Genomic DNA, 18,724 nt, shown 5'->3' with positions numbered 1-18,724 from the left:
GACCCGGCTGGTGCCACGCACTTCTGAGGGGCAACAGGTGCTGATAGCGCAAATCACCGACATTCATCTGGACTTCGAGCCGGGCAATCCAAGTGAACTGAACAGGCAGCGGCTCGACATGGTGCTCGCTCGTTTAATGAGCGGGCCGAACCGGCCTGACCTGTTGCTCGTCACGGGCGATCTCACCGACAAGGGGGATAGCGAGAGCTATGCACGGTTGGAAGAGGCGCTGGCGAGTTGCCCGTTTCCGGTGTACCTGTGTGTCGGCAATCATGACCTGCGCGATGCATTCCGGGCGCAGTTTCCTAACGTCCCGGTCGCCTCCGGCTTCATCCAATATGCGATTGAGTTCGATGCGCTGCGCATTCTCGTGCTGGATACGCTTGAGGAAGGGCGTCACGGCGGAGCGTTCTGCGAAACCCGGGCGGCCTGGCTTCGCGCCACACTGGCGGAAAGGCCTGACGTGCCCACCGTCATCGCCATGCACCACCCGCCGACGGAGATGGGAATCGACTGGATGGACACGGTGTCCCAGGAACCCTGGGTCGCCCGTTTCGGGCGAACGGTCTGGTGTGCCGATCAGGTGAAAGCCATAGTCTGCGGACATGTCCATCGTCCGATCATGACGCTTTGGCAAGGGCGGCAACTGACCGTGTGTGCGTCATCTTCTCCCGAAGTCGCGCTGGATTTCCGTCCGATCGATCCCGATGCGACCGATGGACGCGCGATGATCGTCGCTGAAGCGCCGGGACTGGCGTTTCACCGTTGGGATGGCGAACGGTTGATTACGCATTTCGACGTTGGTGGCCAGCGCCAGATCCTGGCGACATATGATGCGAAGATGCAGGCGTTAGTCCGGCATTTGCTTGAAGAGCGTCCGGCCGAAGCGGGCGATCCTGCCTCCTCTCTCGATTGGAAGCGTCCCGCACAATCGCGCACCGCCTAGTTCTCCATTTCATTCCGTTAGCCAAGCGGAACGGGATCGTCGGGTTTGAAGCGCCGCCGGTTCCTCAAGCGATGCGCGAGCCCCGGTGAGCGGGTCCGTTGCCGGGCAACGGGCCCAGGCGCTGTCGAGGCCGGGGGAGGCGCACCAGCAGGGGCGAAGGCTGCGCATGGGCGAAGGCTGCGCATGGGCGAAGGGCGTTCCCGGTTGCTTTCCCCTTTCGGCTGCCATCGCTGCGGTCGCCGGGCTATAATCCCTTGGCTCGAAATGCAGATCGGCCGGCCCCTCAAGTTCGATCGGTCGTGGGTGGCGAGTGGTCCTGATGGGGCCGGCGACGCAGCCAAGCCCACGGCTGGCGCCGAGACCAGCTACAGGGATTAGCAGGCGCAGCGTAGTCGCGGCCAGGGCCGCAGCAACGGCCGTGCGCGATTCATCATTCCGACCGCTCTTCTGGCGGGCATTAGTGGCGAACGCCATGGTGCGATAGGTGGGGAGCGATTCGGGACAATCGCTTGCCAGTTCCGCGAGGTGGCGGCGGATAGTTTCTGTATCTCCTTGCAGTACCGGTCCTGACAGCGCGTCAAATCCGTTGGCAATGCTGTTTTCCAAGGCTGCGCGAGCAGTGGCGCAATCAGATCTGCAGGATCTTCTACACCTGCGGCGCGCAGAGCATGGGACGCATCGGCGAACAAGGTAACGAGATGGTTCGCGGCATGGCACAGCGCGGCATGATAAAGAGCGCGGCAATCTTCCGGGATCTCGACGGAAATTCCGCCCAGCGCTTCCACGATGGACTGCGCAAGGCTGGCGTCTTCGGGGTCTGATCCGGTGACAGCGAAGCGCGAGCCGGCCATGCGCTCCAACGCCAACTCCGGCTCGCCCGTGAATGTCATGGCAGGATGGATTGCCGCCGTCTTAGCGCCCATTTGGCGCAGAGCTTCAAGCACCGCTGTCCCGCATCCGCCGCTGACGTGGAAGACGAGCGGGGGCTTGGCTCAGCGCCCCGGCCTCGGTGATCGCGCGAACGATTTCCGGAATTACATCATCGGCAACCGCGATGGCAACGACGTCGCAAGCATTTACGATATCGGAGAGTGAACTGACAGCCCGGGCGTAGGCAACATGTCCAACCGCCTCGCGGCACTTCGCAGGTGTGCGTCCCCATACCATGAGAGGCGCCGATGAATGGTTTTGCAGACCGAGCGCAAATGCTCGCGCAACCTTGCCGGTTCCGACGATCCCGATCTGACTGAAAGGTAGTGTGTTCACGGCTTTCTGGTACCGGGCTCCGTTCCGCCGTTCCATAGGTACCGCATTGTCGAACGCGGAATTCTGGCATTGATGGCGCCCAGGGACGCCGCAATTTGACATTCAACCTGACGCGGGGCAGCACGTGTTCACCGCTCCTTGCACCAATTTTCCCGATGGACAGTTATGGACGACTTTGACGCGCGCCGGGCTTCGCTTGATCTGGTTACGGCCTTTGTGAACAACAACAAGCTCAGCGCTGCCGAGCTGCCGACGTTGCTCGGCAATGTATTCAAGGCGATTTCCGGGTTTGAAATACAGACCAAGGAAACCACCGAGCCGGAAGGCAAGCGCAACGAGGCGGTAACGGAACCGGAGGCTACTTCCGCACCGGAGACCCCGCCCGTGGCAGCACCGGCAACGGCCACAAAAGCGAAAGCCTCGGCGCTCAAGCCCGCGCCAAAGGCTTCAGCTGCCAATACACCCGTGGTGTCCGTTGAGGAATCACTGGCCGACCCCAACGTCATCGTTTCACTGATCACGGGCGAGAAGTTCAAGATGCTGAGGCGGCACCTGACCAAACATGGTCTGACCGAGGCCGAGTACAGAGTTCGCTTCAATCTACCCGATGATTATCCGATGGTCGCACCGGCCTATGCCAAGCTTCGTCGCGAAGTGGCGACCAAGATGCATGCCAGTGCCAAGGATGCCGGTGCAGGGAGCAAGCCCGCCGAAGCACCGGCACCTGCAGTCACGGAAGAAGTTGCCAAGCCGGTCAAATCGAAGGCTGCTTCCAAAAAGAGCGCCTCGAAGAAGGAGGCAGCCTCGCCTAAGAAAACTGCCGGCGCTGAAACCGCTGCTACCCCGAAGGCGCCCGCCCGGCGACCTCGCGTCAAGGGCGCCGCGGCCAGTGCCGCACTGGGAAATGCCGCCGATGCCGTCCCAGCACCTCCGGAAACCCCGAACGACAGCCGGGCACCGGCGTCCGTGGCTATACCTCAGCCGGAGCCGGCAAAAGCTGCAAACACGCCAATGAAGGCCGCGGCCAAAAAGCAGGCCCCCAAGCGGCGAATGGCAAGGCAACCAGAGGCGGAGACCACTTTGGCCGATGCCACAGCAACACCGGCTCCGGTCGAAGCATCCGAGGCCACCGAAGCCGGTCCAGCCGCTGCACCTGCTGCGACCAAGCCGACAAAGGGCAGAGCCAGCAAATCCAGTGGTGGCGCCGCGATGTCCGAGGACGGTGCCAAGGCCAAGCCCGCCCGAAAGGAGCGAACGAGGCTGACACCGGCCTATCGCTGAATTGCCGGCAAACCACAGATCGGCGCGGCAAGTCCGAATAATCCCCGAAGCCCTGCAGGTCGGTCACGATCGGCCTGCAGGGCGCTTGTATTCTAGAGGGGCAAATTGGCTGAATATGTGAGTTGTGGTGGTTGCGAGATCGGCCAACTGTCAAGTCCCGGAAACCTGCCGCCGGAACTTATAGATAGTCGAACATGGCTGCTGAGCGCTGGAGGAGGTGAGGGGGAAGGGCATGTTCCGTTCGGGGAGCAGCCATGTCCACATCGTCCCTCTTTCACCCCTATCGAGATCTGGAAAGCGAGGCGGCCGATCTCGTCAAACGGCTTGGCGGGATCTGGACGCCGGGCGGCGGAATGTGCCGGTGCCCGGCGCACAACGATCGTACGCCCAGCCTGTCGGTGAGGGTGGGCAGGACAGCCCTGTTGTTCAAATGCTTCGCGGGCTGCGAGACCATCGACGTCATGCGGGCAATCCGGCGTCTCGACATGAGCATCCCTGCCGGTGGCGAGAGGCTCGCCGGATCACACAGCTCGCCCCTCAGCCCGGTTTGGCTTCGACGGCGCGCACAGGACTTGTGGGATGAAGCCTTGCCGATCGCGGGAACACCGGCTCAGGCCTACCTCCGTCGCCGCGCGATCCCGCTGACGCCGTCCGTCCTGCGATATCACCCCCGCACGCCGCTGGGGCGAGGTAAGCTTGCTGTGTTTCGGCCCGCAATGCTCGCCGCAATCCACGAACATGACCGCCTCGCCGCGCTCCAGCGGACGTTTCTCGACGCCCCTGAACCGCGCCGCGCCCGTGACCTTGCCCATCCGCGCCGCTCTCTTGCCCAACCGGGCCGAGGCGCGGTCTTGCTCGTACCGGCGACTGAGGTGCTGGGCCTTGCCGAAGGGGTGGAATCCGCTCTTTCAGCCATGATCCTGCTGGGTATCCCGGTCTGGGCAACGCTGGGCAGTGAACGCTTCCCTCACGTTGCTGTGCCGGAAGCCGTCACCCGTCTGATCCTGCTGCCTGACAATGACCGGGCAGGGCGTATCGGTGCCGCCAAGGCCAGCGAGGCCCATGTCGTGCCGGGCCGCAGCATTGAGACGATCTGGCCGCCTGCGCTCTTCAACGATTGGAATGACGTCCTTCGGGCAGGAAGAAAGGGGGTGGGGTGGGGGACGCGGCAAGTGGCCTGAATGTTCGGGCCTCGTCCGCCAGGAGAATATCCATGTCCCAGCCCATCATCTTCGTGCCGGCTGCCAAGCTGACCAAGTCGCCGAGCAACGTGCGCAAGACGAGCGATCCCGAGGCCGACGCCCAGCTCGAAGCCAGCATTGTCGCGCGCGGCGTAATCCAGAACCTCATCGGCCTGCCGGTCACGCGCAAGAAAGGCCATTATCGGATCACTGCCGGCGGCCGCCGCCTCGATGCCGTCCACCGGGCCATCGAGAAGGGCGACCTTCCCGCCGATACCGAACTGCCGGTCATGGTGGTGGCCAAAGCGAATGACGCCATCGAGATCAGCCTTTCGGAGAACTTCTTCAAGCTGACGATGTCGCCTGCCGATGCCTGCCGCGCCTTTCAGGATATCATCGAGACCGAGAAGAAGACGCCTGCCGACATCGCCAAGCGCTTCGGGCTCACCGAGCGCTTCGTGCTTGGCCGCCTGCGGCTGGCGAACCTCGCCGAACCGGTCTTCGAGGCCCTGCGCGAAGGCGAAATCATGCTCGATGTTGCCATGGCCTACGCCAGCACGTCGGATACCGCGCGCCAGGCCTCGGTATTCGAGCAACTGGGGCAGGGCTACTACCGCAGCAACCTCAGCGAAATCCGCCGCCAGCTCGCTTCGGGCGGCTATCGCGGCAGCGACCCCAAGGCGCTGCTGGTGGGCCGCGAAGCCTACGTTGCCTCGGGCGGCCGGATCGATTCCGATCTCTTTTCCGACGAGGAAAGCGAGATGTGGATCGACGGCGATATCCTCGATCACCTCGCCGAGGAAAAGCTTACCGCCGCCGCTGAAGCCATCCGGACACGCGAAGGCTACGCCCAGATCCGCGCCGTTCCCGCTTCGCACATACCTTACACCGAGACTTATGCCCTGCGCCATGTCGATGGCGAACTGCCGCCGCTTACCGAGGAGCAGGAAGCGCGTTGCGATGCGATCCAGTCCGAGATTGCCGCAATCGAAGAGACGGCCGCCGACGAGGACGGCGAGGGTTACACCGCCGACGATGAAGCCCGCGTCCAGGCACTCGAGGCGGAATACGAAGCGATCCAGAATCGGGTCCCCATCCTCACCGATGAGCAGAAGGCGTCTTCGCTCGCCTACGTGGTGATCGGCCGCGATGGCCAGCCAAGGGTTCACGAGCAGCTCTACGTCGCGCCGGTCGAAGAGCCGGCGGGCGACGACCAGGGCATCGAGGCCCATGGCGGCGATGACGAGGATGGTGAGGACGCTCAGGCGGAAGCCGCATCCAGGCCCGCGCACAGCCAGCGTCTCATCGACGAACTGGCCATGATGAAGACGGAAATGCTGGCGGTTCATATCGCGAGCGATCCGCGTTTCGCGCTCGATCTTGGCACCTTCATCATGGCCGATGCGGCAACCCGGCTCTACGGCAGCATGGAACTCGCCAGCGACCTGCGCGCCCGGGTGCCGTCACCTCGCGTTTCCAACTTCGAGAGCGGCACGCAGGCGGCTGAGGAATGGGCACGCATCGAGGGTTCCCTCGATCGCAGCTGGTGCGATCACGACGATGTCCGGATGCGGTACGATGCCTTCTGCGCGCTTCCCGAGGAAGCCATCGCGGCCTGGCTGGGGTGGGCGGTAGCACGCACGATCGACGCTGTGCCGGCAGGCGCAACGGGCAGTGCCTTCATCGATCACTTGGGCACAAAGCTGGATATCGATGTCGCGGCCTGGTGGCGGCCCACGGCGCGCAACTACTTCGATCGCATCACCAAGCCAGCGATCCTCGATCTGTTGGGCGAAGTTGGCGGCGTGGACCTTCGCCAGCGTTACGGAGCCTCGAAGAAGCACGACCTTGCAGCGTCGGCCGAGAAGCTGTTTGCCGGTGACATTCTGGTCGAGTCCGACATCAAGGAGCGGGCATTGGCCTGGCTGCCCGATGTCATGCGGTTCGCGCCGCTCGACACTGCGGACGGCACCGCACTCGCATATGATGACAACGGCACCGTTGTGACGAGCACCGAGCCGGAAATCGAAACCGGTCCCGACATGGAAACAGAACCGAACCCGGCAGACGAGGATGACGGCGACCCGATCGCCGCGGCTGCCTGAGCTCTACTGAACCCTCCTCACGGGGCTGCGGCAATCATGCCGTGGCCCCGTTTCCCTGCGCACCGCCCACACGGCCCAAGGGGGCAGGGGGGATGGGCGAGGCGGCGGAGTACCGCCCGATTAATTCAAGGATCACCTCGATGAACCTGCCGCTTTTCAATCTTGCCGGGGCCAATGGCGCTACCGCTACCACCAAAGCCGAAAAATTGCTCAGCGTTGCCAGGGCCTTGGCCGACAGGCTGACACGGTCTCATCCCGTCTCCCGCCGAGGCCTCGTGCAGCTGATGGCCGAGACCTTTGGCGCATCGGACGCCGATGGCGCCTGGTCGATGCGCGATGCCTATGACACACTCGAGACCGCGCAGGTTCTTTTCCTGAAATGCAACGACTGGGAGCCGCTGCATGGTGACGATCCCCATGCCGTGCTCGCCGCGCTTCTCGCGTTGCAGAAGAGCCTGCCGACACAGACCTACCGGTCCGAAACACAGGTCGATCTGCAGCAGTTCAGCACACCGCTAGCCCTGGCCTGGCTTGCCGCCCAAGCCGCGCGGATTGTCCCGTCGGACCTCGTGCTCGAACCATCGGCGGGGACAGGCATGCTCGCGGTCCATGCGGCACAGGCCGGTGCGCGGCTGCTGCTCAACGAACGCGATCCCGGCCGCGCCGCATTGCTGCAATCGGCGATGGCCCGCGAGGTCACCACGCATGATGCCGAGTTCATCCACGACAAACTGCCTGCTGGCGCTTCACCCGACGTTGTTCTGATCAACCCGCCTTTCAGCCGCAGCGAGGGGCGCGGCGCCGATCGTCACGCCGGCGCGCGCCATCTGCGCTCGGCTTTGCTGCGGCTTTGCCATGGCGGGCGCTGTGTCGCGATCATGCCGCCCGGTTTTGCCGGCGATGGCAGCGCTTCGACGGGCTACACTGCAGTGGCCGAGGTCGCGCCGCCGCGCGTGGAACTAACGATCCTGGGAAGCCCTTTCGCCAAACACGGCACCAGCATCGCGGTGCGCCTGCTGGTCTACGACAAGGGCTGGGCGGGGCCGGTGGAGCGCCACACCGTCCATTCGCTGGAAGAGGCCTTGCCAATCATTCTGGCGCTGCCGCCCCGGCTTGATCCCTCGCCGACACCGCCACCTGCGGCGGCACTGCCGCAACCGCCAGTGCGTGCCGCTGCGCGGCCTGCCGCCTCGCCCTTGTTCTCGGGGCTCGCATCGCCGTGCCGCACCATACCCAGACGGGACCCACGCGTCGATGATGCGGCGAAACCGCTTGAATACACCGTGCGCCAGACGCCGCTGCCAGCGGGCGATCCCGTCGGCATCTATGTGCCCTGGCGTCTTTCCCGCATCGAAATTCCCGGCGCTGCCGCGCACCCTGATCAACTCGTGGAGTCTATCGCCATGGCTTCGGTCCTGCCGCCGGTGCCCAGCTACCATCCCATGCTGCAGGCGCGGGCCGTCGCCGCGCTCTCCGATGCCCAACTCGAAGCGGTCATTCAGGCAGGAGAGGCCTTCGAACGCAATTTGCCGGGCCGGTTTGTCACGAATGATGCCGGCGACCGGTTGATCGAGGATGAAAGCGGCGCGGTCTATCGCAGCGGTTTCTTCATCGGAGATGGCACCGGCGTCGGCAAGGGCCGTGAAGCCGCCGGGTGCATCATGGACCAATGGTGCAGGGGGCGGCGCAAGGCGGTCATCTTCAGCAAGAGTTCGGCCCTCGAACTGGAGGCCAGGCGTGACTGGAGCGCGCTTGGCGGCCTGCCTGCCGATGTCCAGAACCTCTCCGTCTTTCCCCTGGGCTCGCCGATTACCTTGCCGGCGGGGATCCTCTTTGCCACCTATTCCACTCTGCGGTCCGAACGCCACGATGCCGCCTCGCGTCTCCAGCAGATCCTGGACTGGCTGGGAGAGGACTTTGACGGCATCATCGTTCTCGACGAAGCTCATGCCCTGGCCAATGCCGCCGGAACGGATAGCCAGTATGGGAGCGCCAAGGGCTCCGGGCAGGGCCTCGCCGGTGTGCGGCTGCAAAACGCGCTGCCGCGCGCTCGTATTCTCTATCTCTCGGCGACAGGCGCCACCGATCCTGCCAATCTTTGCTATGCTGCCCGGCTCGGTCTGTGGGGACCTGGAAGCGCCTTTGCCGATCGCAATGCGTTCATGACGGGGATGGAAGAAGGCGGCATGGCCGCTCTCGAAATCGTGGCGCGCGATTTGAAGGCGATGGGGCTCTATACCGCGAGGGCACTGAGCTTCGCCGGCGTCGAATACGAGGCGCTCGAACACCCGCTGACAGCGGACCAGATCGCCATCTACGATACCTTCGCCGATGCCTTCCAGGTCGTGCATCTCCATCTGCAGGAGGCCCTCAAGGCCTGCGCTGTTGTCGACCGGATGAGCGGTGCGATCCTTAATGCGCAGGCCCGCGGCTCGGCGCTCAGTACTTTCGAGGCCTCGAAGCAGAGGCTATATTCCTCGCTTCTTGTTGCGCTCAAGATGCCGACGCTCATCAAGGCCATCGAAGCCGAACTCGGCAACGGGCATGCCGCTGTCGTCCAACTCGTGACAACCGGGCAAGCCGTTCTGGAGCGGCGCCTGGCGGGCCTCACCGATGCCGAACGCGCTGCCATGGATTTCAACCTGTCGCCGCTCGACACGCTCGTCGAATACATCCGCCATGGCTTTCCAACGCGCCAGATGCGCACCTTCCGAACCGACAATGGCGATCTGCGTTCAGAACCCATGGCCGATGACGAGGGAAATCCCGTCCATTGTCAGGAAGCGATCGCCGCGCGTGAAGAACTCATCGAACAGATGTGCGCCATGCCGCCGGTTCAAACCGCACTCGATGCACTGATCGCTCATTTCGGGACCGATATGGTTGCCGAAGTCACCGGCCGCTCGCGCCGCATCGTAGTGGACGGTACGGGACGCCAGAAGCTCGAGCGGCGTTCCGCGAGAGCCGGCATTACGGATGCGGACCACTTCCAGGCCGGCCGCAAGCGCATACTGGTGTTTTCCGATGCCGGTGGAACCGGGCGCAGCTATCATGCCGAGCGGGCGAGCGGCAGTGCCGGGCGCCGCCGCATTCACTTCCTGCTTTTGACGTATTCCTCGTTGGATATCCTTAGCGCGGTACGGCCGCAGAGTCGACGGTTACGGGAGACTTGGCCGCGACACTTACGGCCGGGATCGGCTGCTGCTGTGTTGGCGGAGGGCGTAGCCCGGAGCCAACACAGCAGCAGCCGATGGCCTTTCAAATTCTGGGGTGCAGGGGGTTGCGGGAGCGAGCCTTATGGAGATCCTCAACTTGTCGCGGGCCGGACGGCGCGGTTGAGAGCAGCATAGTTTCGAGCCGCCCTGTTGAGATAGTATCGCAAGCTACGCCAGTCGGAATGCCCAAGTTCTTCTGCGGCGTCGATCAAGATCTGGTGGTCATCGAACAGGATGTCGGAACTCCCCTTTGCCAATGCATACAGCCGGAAGACGACTTCCTCCGCAAAGCAGGCACGCAATCGATGGCCGCTACCCCGAACGTCAGCCACGACGAAGGCATCCTTGACGATATCTCCGACTGCCTTGGCGGTTAATCCATCTTTGGTTTTCAGCGACAGCCACAAATATCCGTGAAACACCGGCCCGGAAGACTGCACCTTGGCGCGTTCCGACCATATAAAGTCGAGGGTCTGGTGGAGTAGTTGAAACGGCACCTTGATTTCGCGGGTCTTTCCGCCCTTCTCTATGATCTCTGCGGTGACGAATGTGCGGCCGCTCTGACGGAAGCGTTCCACCGCGCCGCGCATCTCCGTACGAGATTTCGATGATGTGCCTGCGCGCGTAAAATGTTCGTTGGGCGCGAGAATGCCCTCGGCGACCAGCGACGCCCGCAAGCGTTCGATCGTCAACGAGGCAACGCCCGCACGACGTAAGCCCACGTCTCGCATCCAGCGTGCGATCAGCCAGTTCCTCGCGGCGAGATAGGGATTATCCGGACTGGAAAGCACATCCAGCACCTGTTCGACCGCATCATCCGACGGCGTCGGGCGGCCACCGTTTTTGGCTTTTGCGCTATAACCGAACGTCACCTTGCCTGTGCTGGGGTCAGATAAACGGGCATCCAGACGCGCAACATAGTTTGCCGCGCGCCATTCCTCATGGCCCTGCGAGTAGCTGTGTTCCTGAAGCAGGTAACGATGGAAGCGTGAGATTACGTCGAGGCAGCGCGACAGGCGGCGACGCGTTCTGGCTCCCGGGTTTCCGAGCCTCAGACGTTCGAGTTCCGTTCCTGTCCAGCTGACAATCGAGTCGAGGCTTATGCTGCTCGTCGCGGGTTGCCCGAGTACGAAGTCCCACCAGGCGCAGAGAATATAAGCCTCATCTTCAATACTTCCCGGCGCCAGATGGCGCTGAACGGCCTGGGCGCGCAAATAGTCGAAGATCGGTTCGACCAACGCCCCGCCAGGATCGAGAACGAGCGGGAATCGCGGTAGACGATGCTTTTGCAGCACAAAGTCTTCGGATGCCCGCACGATCCTGGTACGGCCTAAGCTGGCCTTCATCGGATCGGCACAATGCGGGCGAGCTCGGATCGCGCTTCCGCAAGTTGGGCCTGGGCGATCTCCTTCAACTGTCGCTCACGGGTCAGAGCTTGTCCCATAAGTCGGTGCTCGCTGGAGAGGACAGCCATTTGCTGGGCGAGCGCCTGGACCTCTCGTTTCAGAGACTGAAGTTCCGTGCCCGGTCGTTGTACGGGTTTCAAGAGCTTGGCCGCAACCGTATCAAAACGCGCGCGCAATTCTGGATAATGACCGGACGGGGCCGGAGCTGCCAAATTGGGATTCGACCAGGCGGTGAGCCCCCGTTCCATATCGACCCAACGGGCAAGTTCTGCTGGCCCGCGTGGGCAATATTCTCCCTCCGGAAGGCCTCCCTTCGCAGCCCAGGATTCGAGCAATTCAACTTTGCGCTGAAAGGATTCCCTGGCAGCAGATGGTTTCATTTCTGATCGACTCCATGGAAACGGGCCAGGTGATCTTCGGCCGCTTGCCGTCTTTCGGCCATCCTGGCTGCCAGCACTGTTCCCGGGCACATGAGGCAAGCGCTATTGGCGCTTTCTATCACCTTTTCCCAGTATCTCCTGTTCTCGGCCAACTGCACATTGTGCGGGCATCCGGCGCAGATCAGATCTTCAGCGTACCGTAAATCGGGACCTTGGCGTCGTTGTGCCTCCGGATTCTTTCTTCGGGCCGCAATCACACAGCCCGCCACGCTGAGGTCCTTTTCCGAGTTACCACACGCGCAATAGGAATGGCCCTGGCCATTCGGTTCCAGACTTTGCGCCCCCGCAAACTCAATGAGCAGTCGATCGAATGTCGGCCCGTCTGCACCGTAGTCGCCGACCTCGGCGCGTGCTTGCCAATCAGCCTTGAGACGTTGAAGGTCGTTCAGGATCCTTGTCCCGGCCCTGCCGCTGAGTTGCTCATGACCATCGAGTGCCCGACGATAGATCTCGAGACGGAAGTCGAGGCCGACCTCCTCGAATGTTCGCAGCCTCAGGTCTTCGCGTGCAAGCGCACGCCTGGCCTGTTCAAGGTCTGCTCGGGCATGGTCGACAAGCTTGAAGAAACCTCCGAACCGCGCTTCGGTGATGTACGAACGGGTGCTGTCCGGATCATAGTGGCAAAGATATTGGGATAGGGCGGTCAGCGAGCGGTCCCGATACCGATAATAATAGACGACCGCGAAAAACCGACGGAACTGGTGTGGAGCGAAGGACCAATAAGTGCCGTCGGGAAGCGCAGGCACCTTCATCTCCTCGGCAAAGGCCAGCAAGCCGCGGCTGATGTTGGGGGTCTGGACCGACGGGGCCCTGGCGAATGGGTTGTGTAACTGTAGCAGCCACCGTGATCCGGATTCCTTGCGTGCGGTTGCACTCAGCCACATCAATATCTCCACGGCTTTTGCTACCGCCGCCGGGGCCGGAATCCGCTCCCGACCGCGGACGCTTTTGGCGATGAAGGTCTTGAGCCAAAGCTCACCGCCATCATCCTCCAGGCAATCATCTCGTAAGCTGAGAATTTCCTCGATCCTTCTTGCCGAGAAGGCCGCGATGACGATCACGCACGCAGTGGGAAGCAGGCGCAGGAAGATATGGTGGAGGCTGGTCGTGACATTGTTGATAGCCGCGCCATCGAAATGGCCGATGCTGGGAATGCCCAGTGCTCCATCCTCGCGCACATGCTTGAGCGCCGGACTGTTCCAGATGTCGTGGACCAGTTTTGCACGACGCCATTTGCCAGGCTCGTTCCTGAACCCTCGCTCGGCATGACGGACGTCATCGACAAGTGTCTTCAGATCGTCGGCGTAAAACAATACCCATCGAAGTGCGCGATCAATGAGAAAACAGGTTTGGGTTGCCGGCGCGGTCGGGGTTTTGGAAAGCGGTGCACCGAGCTTCCTGGCTAACCGGGCGGAGTCGATCCTTCTGTTGAATGGTCTATATCCAATCGGATCATGTGTGAGTTCTTCCTGGAGGCGGCCAAGTCGTTCCCAAACGCGCATATAGCGATCTAAGGATTGCCCACAGAATGTCTGATCTCTCTTGCGATTGTTTACCCGGTTATGAAGACAGGGGGTGATTTTGAGGCCGTTCTCAACGGCCCAATCAGCAAAAATCTTCGCCGCATTGTCCGATAGCTGTTTGCTATATTCGAAACCGGCCAGCCTGCTGGCCGCTTCGACGGAGAAAGTATTCGGGTCACTTTGTTGAACAGGCGGAGCGCGGCCGGCATGACGACATCTTTTAACGGCTTCTCGCGCCGCAGCTTCAGATCGGATCAGTCCTTCCATGCCGGCGTGCTTCAGGCTGTCGCAAAACTCCTCGAACCAGGCCTGTGTCAGATCCGACATGCCAGGAAGCCCACACGCGGTGCGCCAACGAAGGAATGCAACGAACCCCGCATATTCCTCCCGGATGGTCGAGGCAGAGCGGACCCAGGCATTCGGCCCGGTAAGCGCGTAATGGACGTATTTCTTGGCGGTAAGGAGATCTCGCCATTCGGCGTAGTCCGTCAGGCGTCGGTCTGGTGCGATCAAGATGTCGAACCGGATCGTCGTGCTCGCGTGCCGGCGTATCGTCGGGTTGTCGAGCTCAACCAACCAGGCATTATCCTCGAGAGTGCCGTCCTTGAGCCAGAGCGGCCTCGGGTTTTGCAGGAACTCGCAAAAGGCGGCAGCACCTGCCTCGCGGGCGTGTCGTGGCGGTTGATGGACCCGGCTCACCATAACTCGATGGCCCGCACAGTGCCCGCCGTCAGGCCGGCATCGACTTCGGCCTCCATCATCCTGAGAGCGCGACGGTGATGGGAGGACCGCAACCGATCAAGAATGACTTCGCAGAGAGCCTGGAAATTCAGCCAGACCTCGGCCCATCTTGCAGGATTGTTCGCCTTGAACGCTTCCTCCTGCCGGCCAAGAGATCGTTGGAAAAGGACAAGCGCCCGGATGCTATCGTTGCTCGGCCGGAACTGCCGGAAATGACAAGTCGCGCATTTGTCGATGGCCATGCAGGGTCCTGTATCCTCGTTGTTGGACGTCTTGGGGGCCGTGCAGAGAAAGCCCAGGCCCGTGGTTCTGGCGTGGTCCAAGGCGCTCTCGTGCGTCATCGATGTTCCAAGGGTATCGGCCGCTCCTTCGATGGGTTCGATGAGGCCCGCTTCTAATGCGGCTAGGAATGTCCGCATTTTTGAGGCAAGAAGGGCTTTGAACCACGGACGGCTCAGATACCGCATGGTGGTGGCTGAGTTCTTGTGCTGAGCCAATCGCGCCGCGACCGTATGTTCGAAATTGGCGCGCGCCGCTTCCAGTTGAAGGACCGTGGGCCGGATCATCTGGCGACGTAGCGGTAGCCGGCCAATGACGGGGTGCTCGAAATTCTCGGCCAGCATCGCCTGCCAGTGGTGATCGATGGCAGCGGTTGTCATCGGACCGATACGGTTGCGGTCGGATTTATATCCAGGCACGATCCAGAGCTTATCGGCAGTGGGCAATTCGAGGTATCGGGCCGTTGCCCGAATGCGCTCCGACAGCTTCTGCCAGGCGCGGATCGCTTCGGCACCGCTGAGATCGCCGTCGTTGTGGCGGACGTCAATGTCGGCGCCTTCCCAAAGGGTGCCTTCCTGGATTTCGCCACGGGCGCGCAATTTTGCCGCGGCGACGGTGATGATCCGGACTTTGCCCCGGTGAATATCACCGATGAAGGGATCTGCGGCGAGCCGGTCACAGGTCGATACATTGAATGCGGTGTCGATCATGACGATGGTTTGCGCAGCGAGCAGCAACCGAACGTTGCCCTCAACGTGACTGACGGCTTCCGTCCAGCCACCGAGCGCCGTGCCATGGCAGCCCAGCATCGTATTCTTCCAGTCGTTGAAACTCCGTCGATGCGGTTCCGCCAGCGCGAGATAGCGCACCATGATGGCCATGCCTCGCTGTCTGGCATTGGCACGATTCTCGTCGGAGAGCGTGGCTCTTCGGACGTGAAGCGCGCTCAATTCCTGGAGGAGGTCCTCTGGTGTCCGCGGTGTCGGTAGATCCCGCGCTGCTGTGAAAGCCTGACCAGTTTCCCACTTGGCTATTCCGGCGCGCAGAGTACGCACGCAGATTGCCCGCAGCGCATAAAGTCGTTCATCGTTGAGACGGATGACTTCGCGCCAGTCGAGCTGGTCGTATTTCGGTCGTACCCACCCTTGTAGATCCGTCGGCAGTTCGACCTTGTTGAGTTCGCCGAATGATGGAATGTTCCGTCCCGTCAGTTGCCCCCGGGCAACGGGTGTAAATCTACCGGGATCGCTCCAGAGGCCGGCGCGGGACAGCCGCCGCAGGCAACTGACAACGGCTTCGAGGAGAGCTTTCCTGGAAAGCAGGTTGGTGTTGTTGATGATTTCGAAGCACTCGATGTCGCGTAACCGTGACGCCCAAGCCTCGCCCACCTCGTACATGAGCATTTTCGTCAAGCGCTCTGACCGCCCGAGCTGGATCGAATTGAAGAATAGGGCCTCTGCAGATTCTGCGCATATTTCGGCCCTCAGAGCCACCCAGCGGAGAAAGCGGACGAACGCCCGAAAATAACCCGCAGTTGTCGACGCGGTACAGCCGATGAATTGCTGCTCCCACGCAGACGCGAGGCGCTTGGCCGCCGCGGTGCCATAGAGCGGAACCACCACGGCGAAATCGAAAATCCTGCCGTCGACCTTGACTTCGAAGCTGTCCAACGTACCCTCCAATCAAGCCTGTGAGGATACATATCGAGTCGAGCAGATTCGCTAAGCGGCTGTGTTGATAGCGAAAATCTGATTCGATATCGATCGCAAAACGCCAAAATCCTGCTCGAACCGGGCTGGCGCGCTGCGGCGGCGATTCAGGGGCTCGGGCGCACGCACCGCACCAATCAGGCGAGCGCGCCGGTGTTCCGACCCGTCACCACCGACTGCAAGGGCGAGCGGCGCTTCATCAGCACCATCGCCCGCCGGCTCGACAGCCTCGGCGCGCTGACGCGCGGACAACGCCAGACTGGCGGGCAAAATCTCTTCGACCCGGCTGATAATTTGGAGAGTGATTACGCCCGGGAAGCGCTGACGCAGTGGTATCACCTTCTCTATGCCGGCAAGCTTGCCAGTATAGGGCTGGCCGAGTTCACGGGACTGACTGGCCTCAGGCTGATCAACGAAGACGATGGCACCCTGCTTGAACGCCTGCCGCCGATCCAGCGCTGGCTCAATCGCATTCTCGCGCTGAGGATCGCTACCCAAAACGCGATCTTCGAGGAATATCTCGGGCTCATCCAGACGCGCGTGGATGCAGCGCGCGAGGCGGGCACGCTGGATCTGGGCGTCGAGACCATTCTTGCCGAAGGAATAGCAACCCTGGACGATCGCTTGCTGCGCCGCGATCCAGTTCATGGCGCGGAAACGCGCTTGCAGCGTATTGAGCTCCACCTGAAGCGCCGCGCGACGAGCCATGCCCGCCTGCTCGATCTGTGGGGCGCAACGGCAGATGTTGTTCGCTTGCGCAATCAGCGCTCCGGCCGGGTGGCGCTGCGCGTACCGTCATGGCCGGTCACCGACGAAGACGGCCGGATCATTCCCATGTGCAGGCTCGTGCGGCCCGCGGTGAGTGAGCGCACCGCCATAGGCGCGCTTGCGCACAGTCACTGGACGCCGATCGGCGAGGAGGACTTCCGTGCCAACTGGGACGCGGAGGTGGCTGAAGTTCATGCCAGTATCGATACCGAGACGGTGAGTATCGTGACCGGGCTCCTGCTGCCCGTCTGGCACAAGCTTCCTGCGGATGACGTGCGCGTTTGGCGGCTGTCCGACGGGCATGGACAGAACCTGTTGGGTCGCATTGTGCCCGACCGGGCACTTGGCGCACTGGGTGCGGCCTTCGATACCGACACCGGGGTTTGCCTAACCCCCGCCGCGATGATTGCCGCGGCAAGGGATGGCGGCAGCGTGGCATTGCCCGCACTGGGCGGCGCGCACCTGGTGACCGCACTCGTCAACGGGCAACGCCGCCTCGAGATCCGCAGCTTTCCGCCGGAACGGCGCAACTGGCTCAAGTCTCTTGGCTGTTTCGTCGAGATAGTGGCGTTCGCAACGCGCGTTTTCGTCCCCCTCGATCGGGCTGAAGAGGTGCTTTCAGCGATCTCACGCGACTGACCCGGCTTCGTCATCCGTACCATCACGCCGAGGTTCGTGAAGGGAGTGGGAGAGGATTGGCGCGCTCGGTTGGCCGGGCGCACATTTCTGAACTTCAAATATGGAGAACCCAGATGGCTGACCGGGCAAGCGCATCCATCCGCATTGGCGGCGTGATTCCTCATTCGTGTATTTCCGGCCTCTTCGAAGCGATCGACCGCGACGGCGGGCGGGCCGATTGGGAAGGCGAACCACTCGATCCTGCATCGCTGCGTTCCGGCGAGACCCTCGAGGCCTTTGCCTATGCGCAGCCCGGCGGCATGTTCGAGTGGACCGAGCAGTTCTGCGAGGACCATGGCATCGCTTTCGTGCGCGATTCCGGTAGCTGCAGCGGTGTTTTCGGGCCCGAACGCGTGGTCTTTACCGGCACAGGCCCGCCCGCGCAGTTCGATATGACCGAGAACGAGGAAATTGTCCTGGCCCTGAGCATGATCCGCGCGCTGAGGACCATGGAGGCGATCGAAGCATGGTTCGACAGCGCGGAATTCCAGCCCCCGTCGATCACCATCGCAGACAGCACTGCGGGCACCGGCGAGAATGGGGAGACGGACAATGGCTGACTCTTACGTGCAGGGGAGTTTCTCCTTCAGTTGCACCCATGCCGAACTGGCGCTGATCGAGGAGGCTTTCGAGGCAAGCTACGCTTTCATGGCCGAAGACACACCCGCCGATCCATCGCCGGAGTTTCTGGCAGCCTTTCCGCCGGTCGAACTGGACGATCCGTGGAGCGGGTTTCTTGTCATCTTTCCCGATCCGGATTTTCCGGACTTCGGCGTGGAATTCGAAGCCGGGAACCCGCGAGGCCGTCCGGAGGTATCCACTGTCTTCCTGTACTCGACGACCGACTTCCAGCCGGATGCGCTCGCGCAGCTGATCCGGCATTGCTGCCAGGATACCCTGCAACAGGCGCCCATCGGGTTCGAATGGGCCTGCAGCTGTTCTCGGCCTCGTGTCGGGGAATTCGGGGGTGGGGCCTGCGAGATCTTTGCCGATGGTATGGCCTTCAAGACCACGGGCGCCATGCTGAGTGACATGTTGTCGCACAAATCCCAAGCGGCCTCCGCCGCTGAAAGCCGCCATGGCTGGAGCGAGGATCCCGAACACCCTCTCGCCGATTGGCAGGCGGAAGTGGCCAACGGCGGTACGCGGCTTGGTTACTGGCCCTGAGTTGCCTTGGGCCGGGCCT

Annotated in this window: 13 protein-coding genes and 1 pseudogene; 8 read left to right on the top strand and 6 right to left on the bottom strand. The window is 62.3% G+C overall.

Annotation, left to right across the window (positions count from 1 at the left end; all coding sequences use genetic code 11):
* Window positions 1-10: 10 nt before the first annotated feature.
* Entirely contained in the window at window positions 11-946 is a 936-nt protein-coding gene (locus SPHV1_RS12135) for a phosphodiesterase (protein WP_369817901.1), read from the top strand.
* Between the two features lie 9 nt (window positions 947-955).
* Here SPHV1_RS12135 and SPHV1_RS25785 read toward each other — a convergent pair.
* Window positions 956-1,797 (bottom strand): annotated as a pseudogene (locus SPHV1_RS25785) (DUF2520 domain-containing protein).
* Between the two features lie 85 nt (window positions 1,798-1,882).
* Window positions 1,883-2,248 carry an NAD(P)-binding domain-containing protein gene (locus tag SPHV1_RS25780; RefSeq protein ID WP_231634650.1) on the bottom strand — a complete coding sequence of 122 codons (366 nt, stop codon included), beginning with the start codon at window positions 2,246-2,248 and terminating at the stop codon, window positions 1,883-1,885.
* Window positions 2,249-2,377: 129 nt separating this feature from the next.
* On the opposite strand from SPHV1_RS25780, the gene SPHV1_RS12125 reads away from it, so the two are divergent.
* From SPHV1_RS12125 to SPHV1_RS12110, 4 genes are all read left to right on the top strand, one after another.
* Window positions 2,378-3,493, top strand: a complete 1,116-nt coding sequence (locus tag SPHV1_RS12125) for a MucR family transcriptional regulator (protein ID WP_054946297.1) — start codon at window positions 2,378-2,380, stop codon at window positions 3,491-3,493.
* Window positions 3,494-3,747: 254 nt separating this feature from the next.
* Window positions 3,748-4,674, top strand: coding sequence for a toprim domain-containing protein (locus SPHV1_RS12120; RefSeq protein ID WP_054946296.1), 927 nt, complete (start codon window positions 3,748-3,750; stop codon window positions 4,672-4,674).
* Window positions 4,675-4,706: 32 nt separating this feature from the next.
* Window positions 4,707-6,779: a ParB/RepB/Spo0J family partition protein gene (locus tag SPHV1_RS12115; protein ID WP_054946295.1), complete on the top strand. Its 2,073-nt coding sequence runs from the start codon at window positions 4,707-4,709 to the stop codon at window positions 6,777-6,779.
* Window positions 6,780-6,919: 140 nt separating this feature from the next.
* Entirely contained in the window at window positions 6,920-10,129 is a 3,210-nt protein-coding gene (locus tag SPHV1_RS12110; RefSeq protein ID WP_082430982.1) for a strawberry notch-like NTP hydrolase domain-containing protein, read from the top strand.
* Here SPHV1_RS12110 and SPHV1_RS12105 read toward each other — a convergent pair.
* The 4 genes from SPHV1_RS12105 to SPHV1_RS12090 all read right to left on the bottom strand — a co-directional run bounded on the left by SPHV1_RS12105 (window position 10,087) and on the right by SPHV1_RS12090 (window position 16,053).
* Window positions 10,087-11,340, bottom strand: a complete 1,254-nt coding sequence (locus SPHV1_RS12105) for a site-specific integrase (protein WP_037554234.1) — start codon at window positions 11,338-11,340, stop codon at window positions 10,087-10,089. The two genes, SPHV1_RS12110 and SPHV1_RS12105, sit on opposite strands and share 43 nt — an antisense overlap.
* Window positions 11,337-11,780, bottom strand: a complete 444-nt coding sequence (locus SPHV1_RS24995; protein WP_152567572.1) for a hypothetical protein — start codon at window positions 11,778-11,780, stop codon at window positions 11,337-11,339. The genes SPHV1_RS12105 and SPHV1_RS24995 overlap by 4 nt, the downstream gene beginning before the upstream one ends.
* The gene (locus SPHV1_RS12095) at window positions 11,777-13,939 is read right to left on the bottom strand and encodes a site-specific integrase (protein WP_197277715.1); all 2,163 of its coding nucleotides are present in this window, start codon (window positions 13,937-13,939) and stop codon (window positions 11,777-11,779) included. The genes SPHV1_RS24995 and SPHV1_RS12095 overlap by 4 nt, the downstream gene beginning before the upstream one ends.
* A gap of 119 nt (window positions 13,940-14,058) precedes the next feature.
* The gene (locus tag SPHV1_RS12090) at window positions 14,059-16,053 is read right to left on the bottom strand and encodes a hypothetical protein (RefSeq protein ID WP_054946292.1); all 1,995 of its coding nucleotides are present in this window, start codon (window positions 16,051-16,053) and stop codon (window positions 14,059-14,061) included.
* A 30-nt stretch (window positions 16,054-16,083) separates the two neighbouring features.
* On the opposite strand from SPHV1_RS12090, the gene SPHV1_RS12085 reads away from it, so the two are divergent.
* The 3 genes from SPHV1_RS12085 (at window position 16,084) to SPHV1_RS12075 (ending at window position 18,705) form a co-directional block, all read left to right on the top strand.
* Complete coding sequence (locus tag SPHV1_RS12085) at window positions 16,084-17,499, top strand: strawberry notch C-terminal domain-containing protein (RefSeq protein ID WP_082430981.1); 1,416 nt, start codon at window positions 16,084-16,086, stop codon at window positions 17,497-17,499.
* Window positions 17,500-17,612: 113 nt separating this feature from the next.
* Window positions 17,613-18,098, top strand: coding sequence for a hypothetical protein (locus SPHV1_RS12080; RefSeq protein WP_054946290.1), 486 nt, complete (start codon window positions 17,613-17,615; stop codon window positions 18,096-18,098).
* Window positions 18,091-18,705 carry a hypothetical protein gene (locus SPHV1_RS12075; RefSeq protein ID WP_054946289.1) on the top strand — a complete coding sequence of 205 codons (615 nt, stop codon included), beginning with the start codon at window positions 18,091-18,093 and terminating at the stop codon, window positions 18,703-18,705. The genes SPHV1_RS12080 and SPHV1_RS12075 overlap by 8 nt, the downstream gene beginning before the upstream one ends.
* The last annotated feature ends 19 nt before the right edge of the window (window positions 18,706-18,724 follow it).

The sequence above is a fragment of the Novosphingobium sp. KN65.2 genome (genome assembly GCF_001368935.1).
GTDB lineage: Bacteria > Pseudomonadota > Alphaproteobacteria > Sphingomonadales > Sphingomonadaceae > Novosphingobium > Novosphingobium mathurense.
The sequence above is the reverse complement of the archived record's forward strand: the minus strand, read 5'-3'. Positions and strand labels throughout refer to the sequence as shown.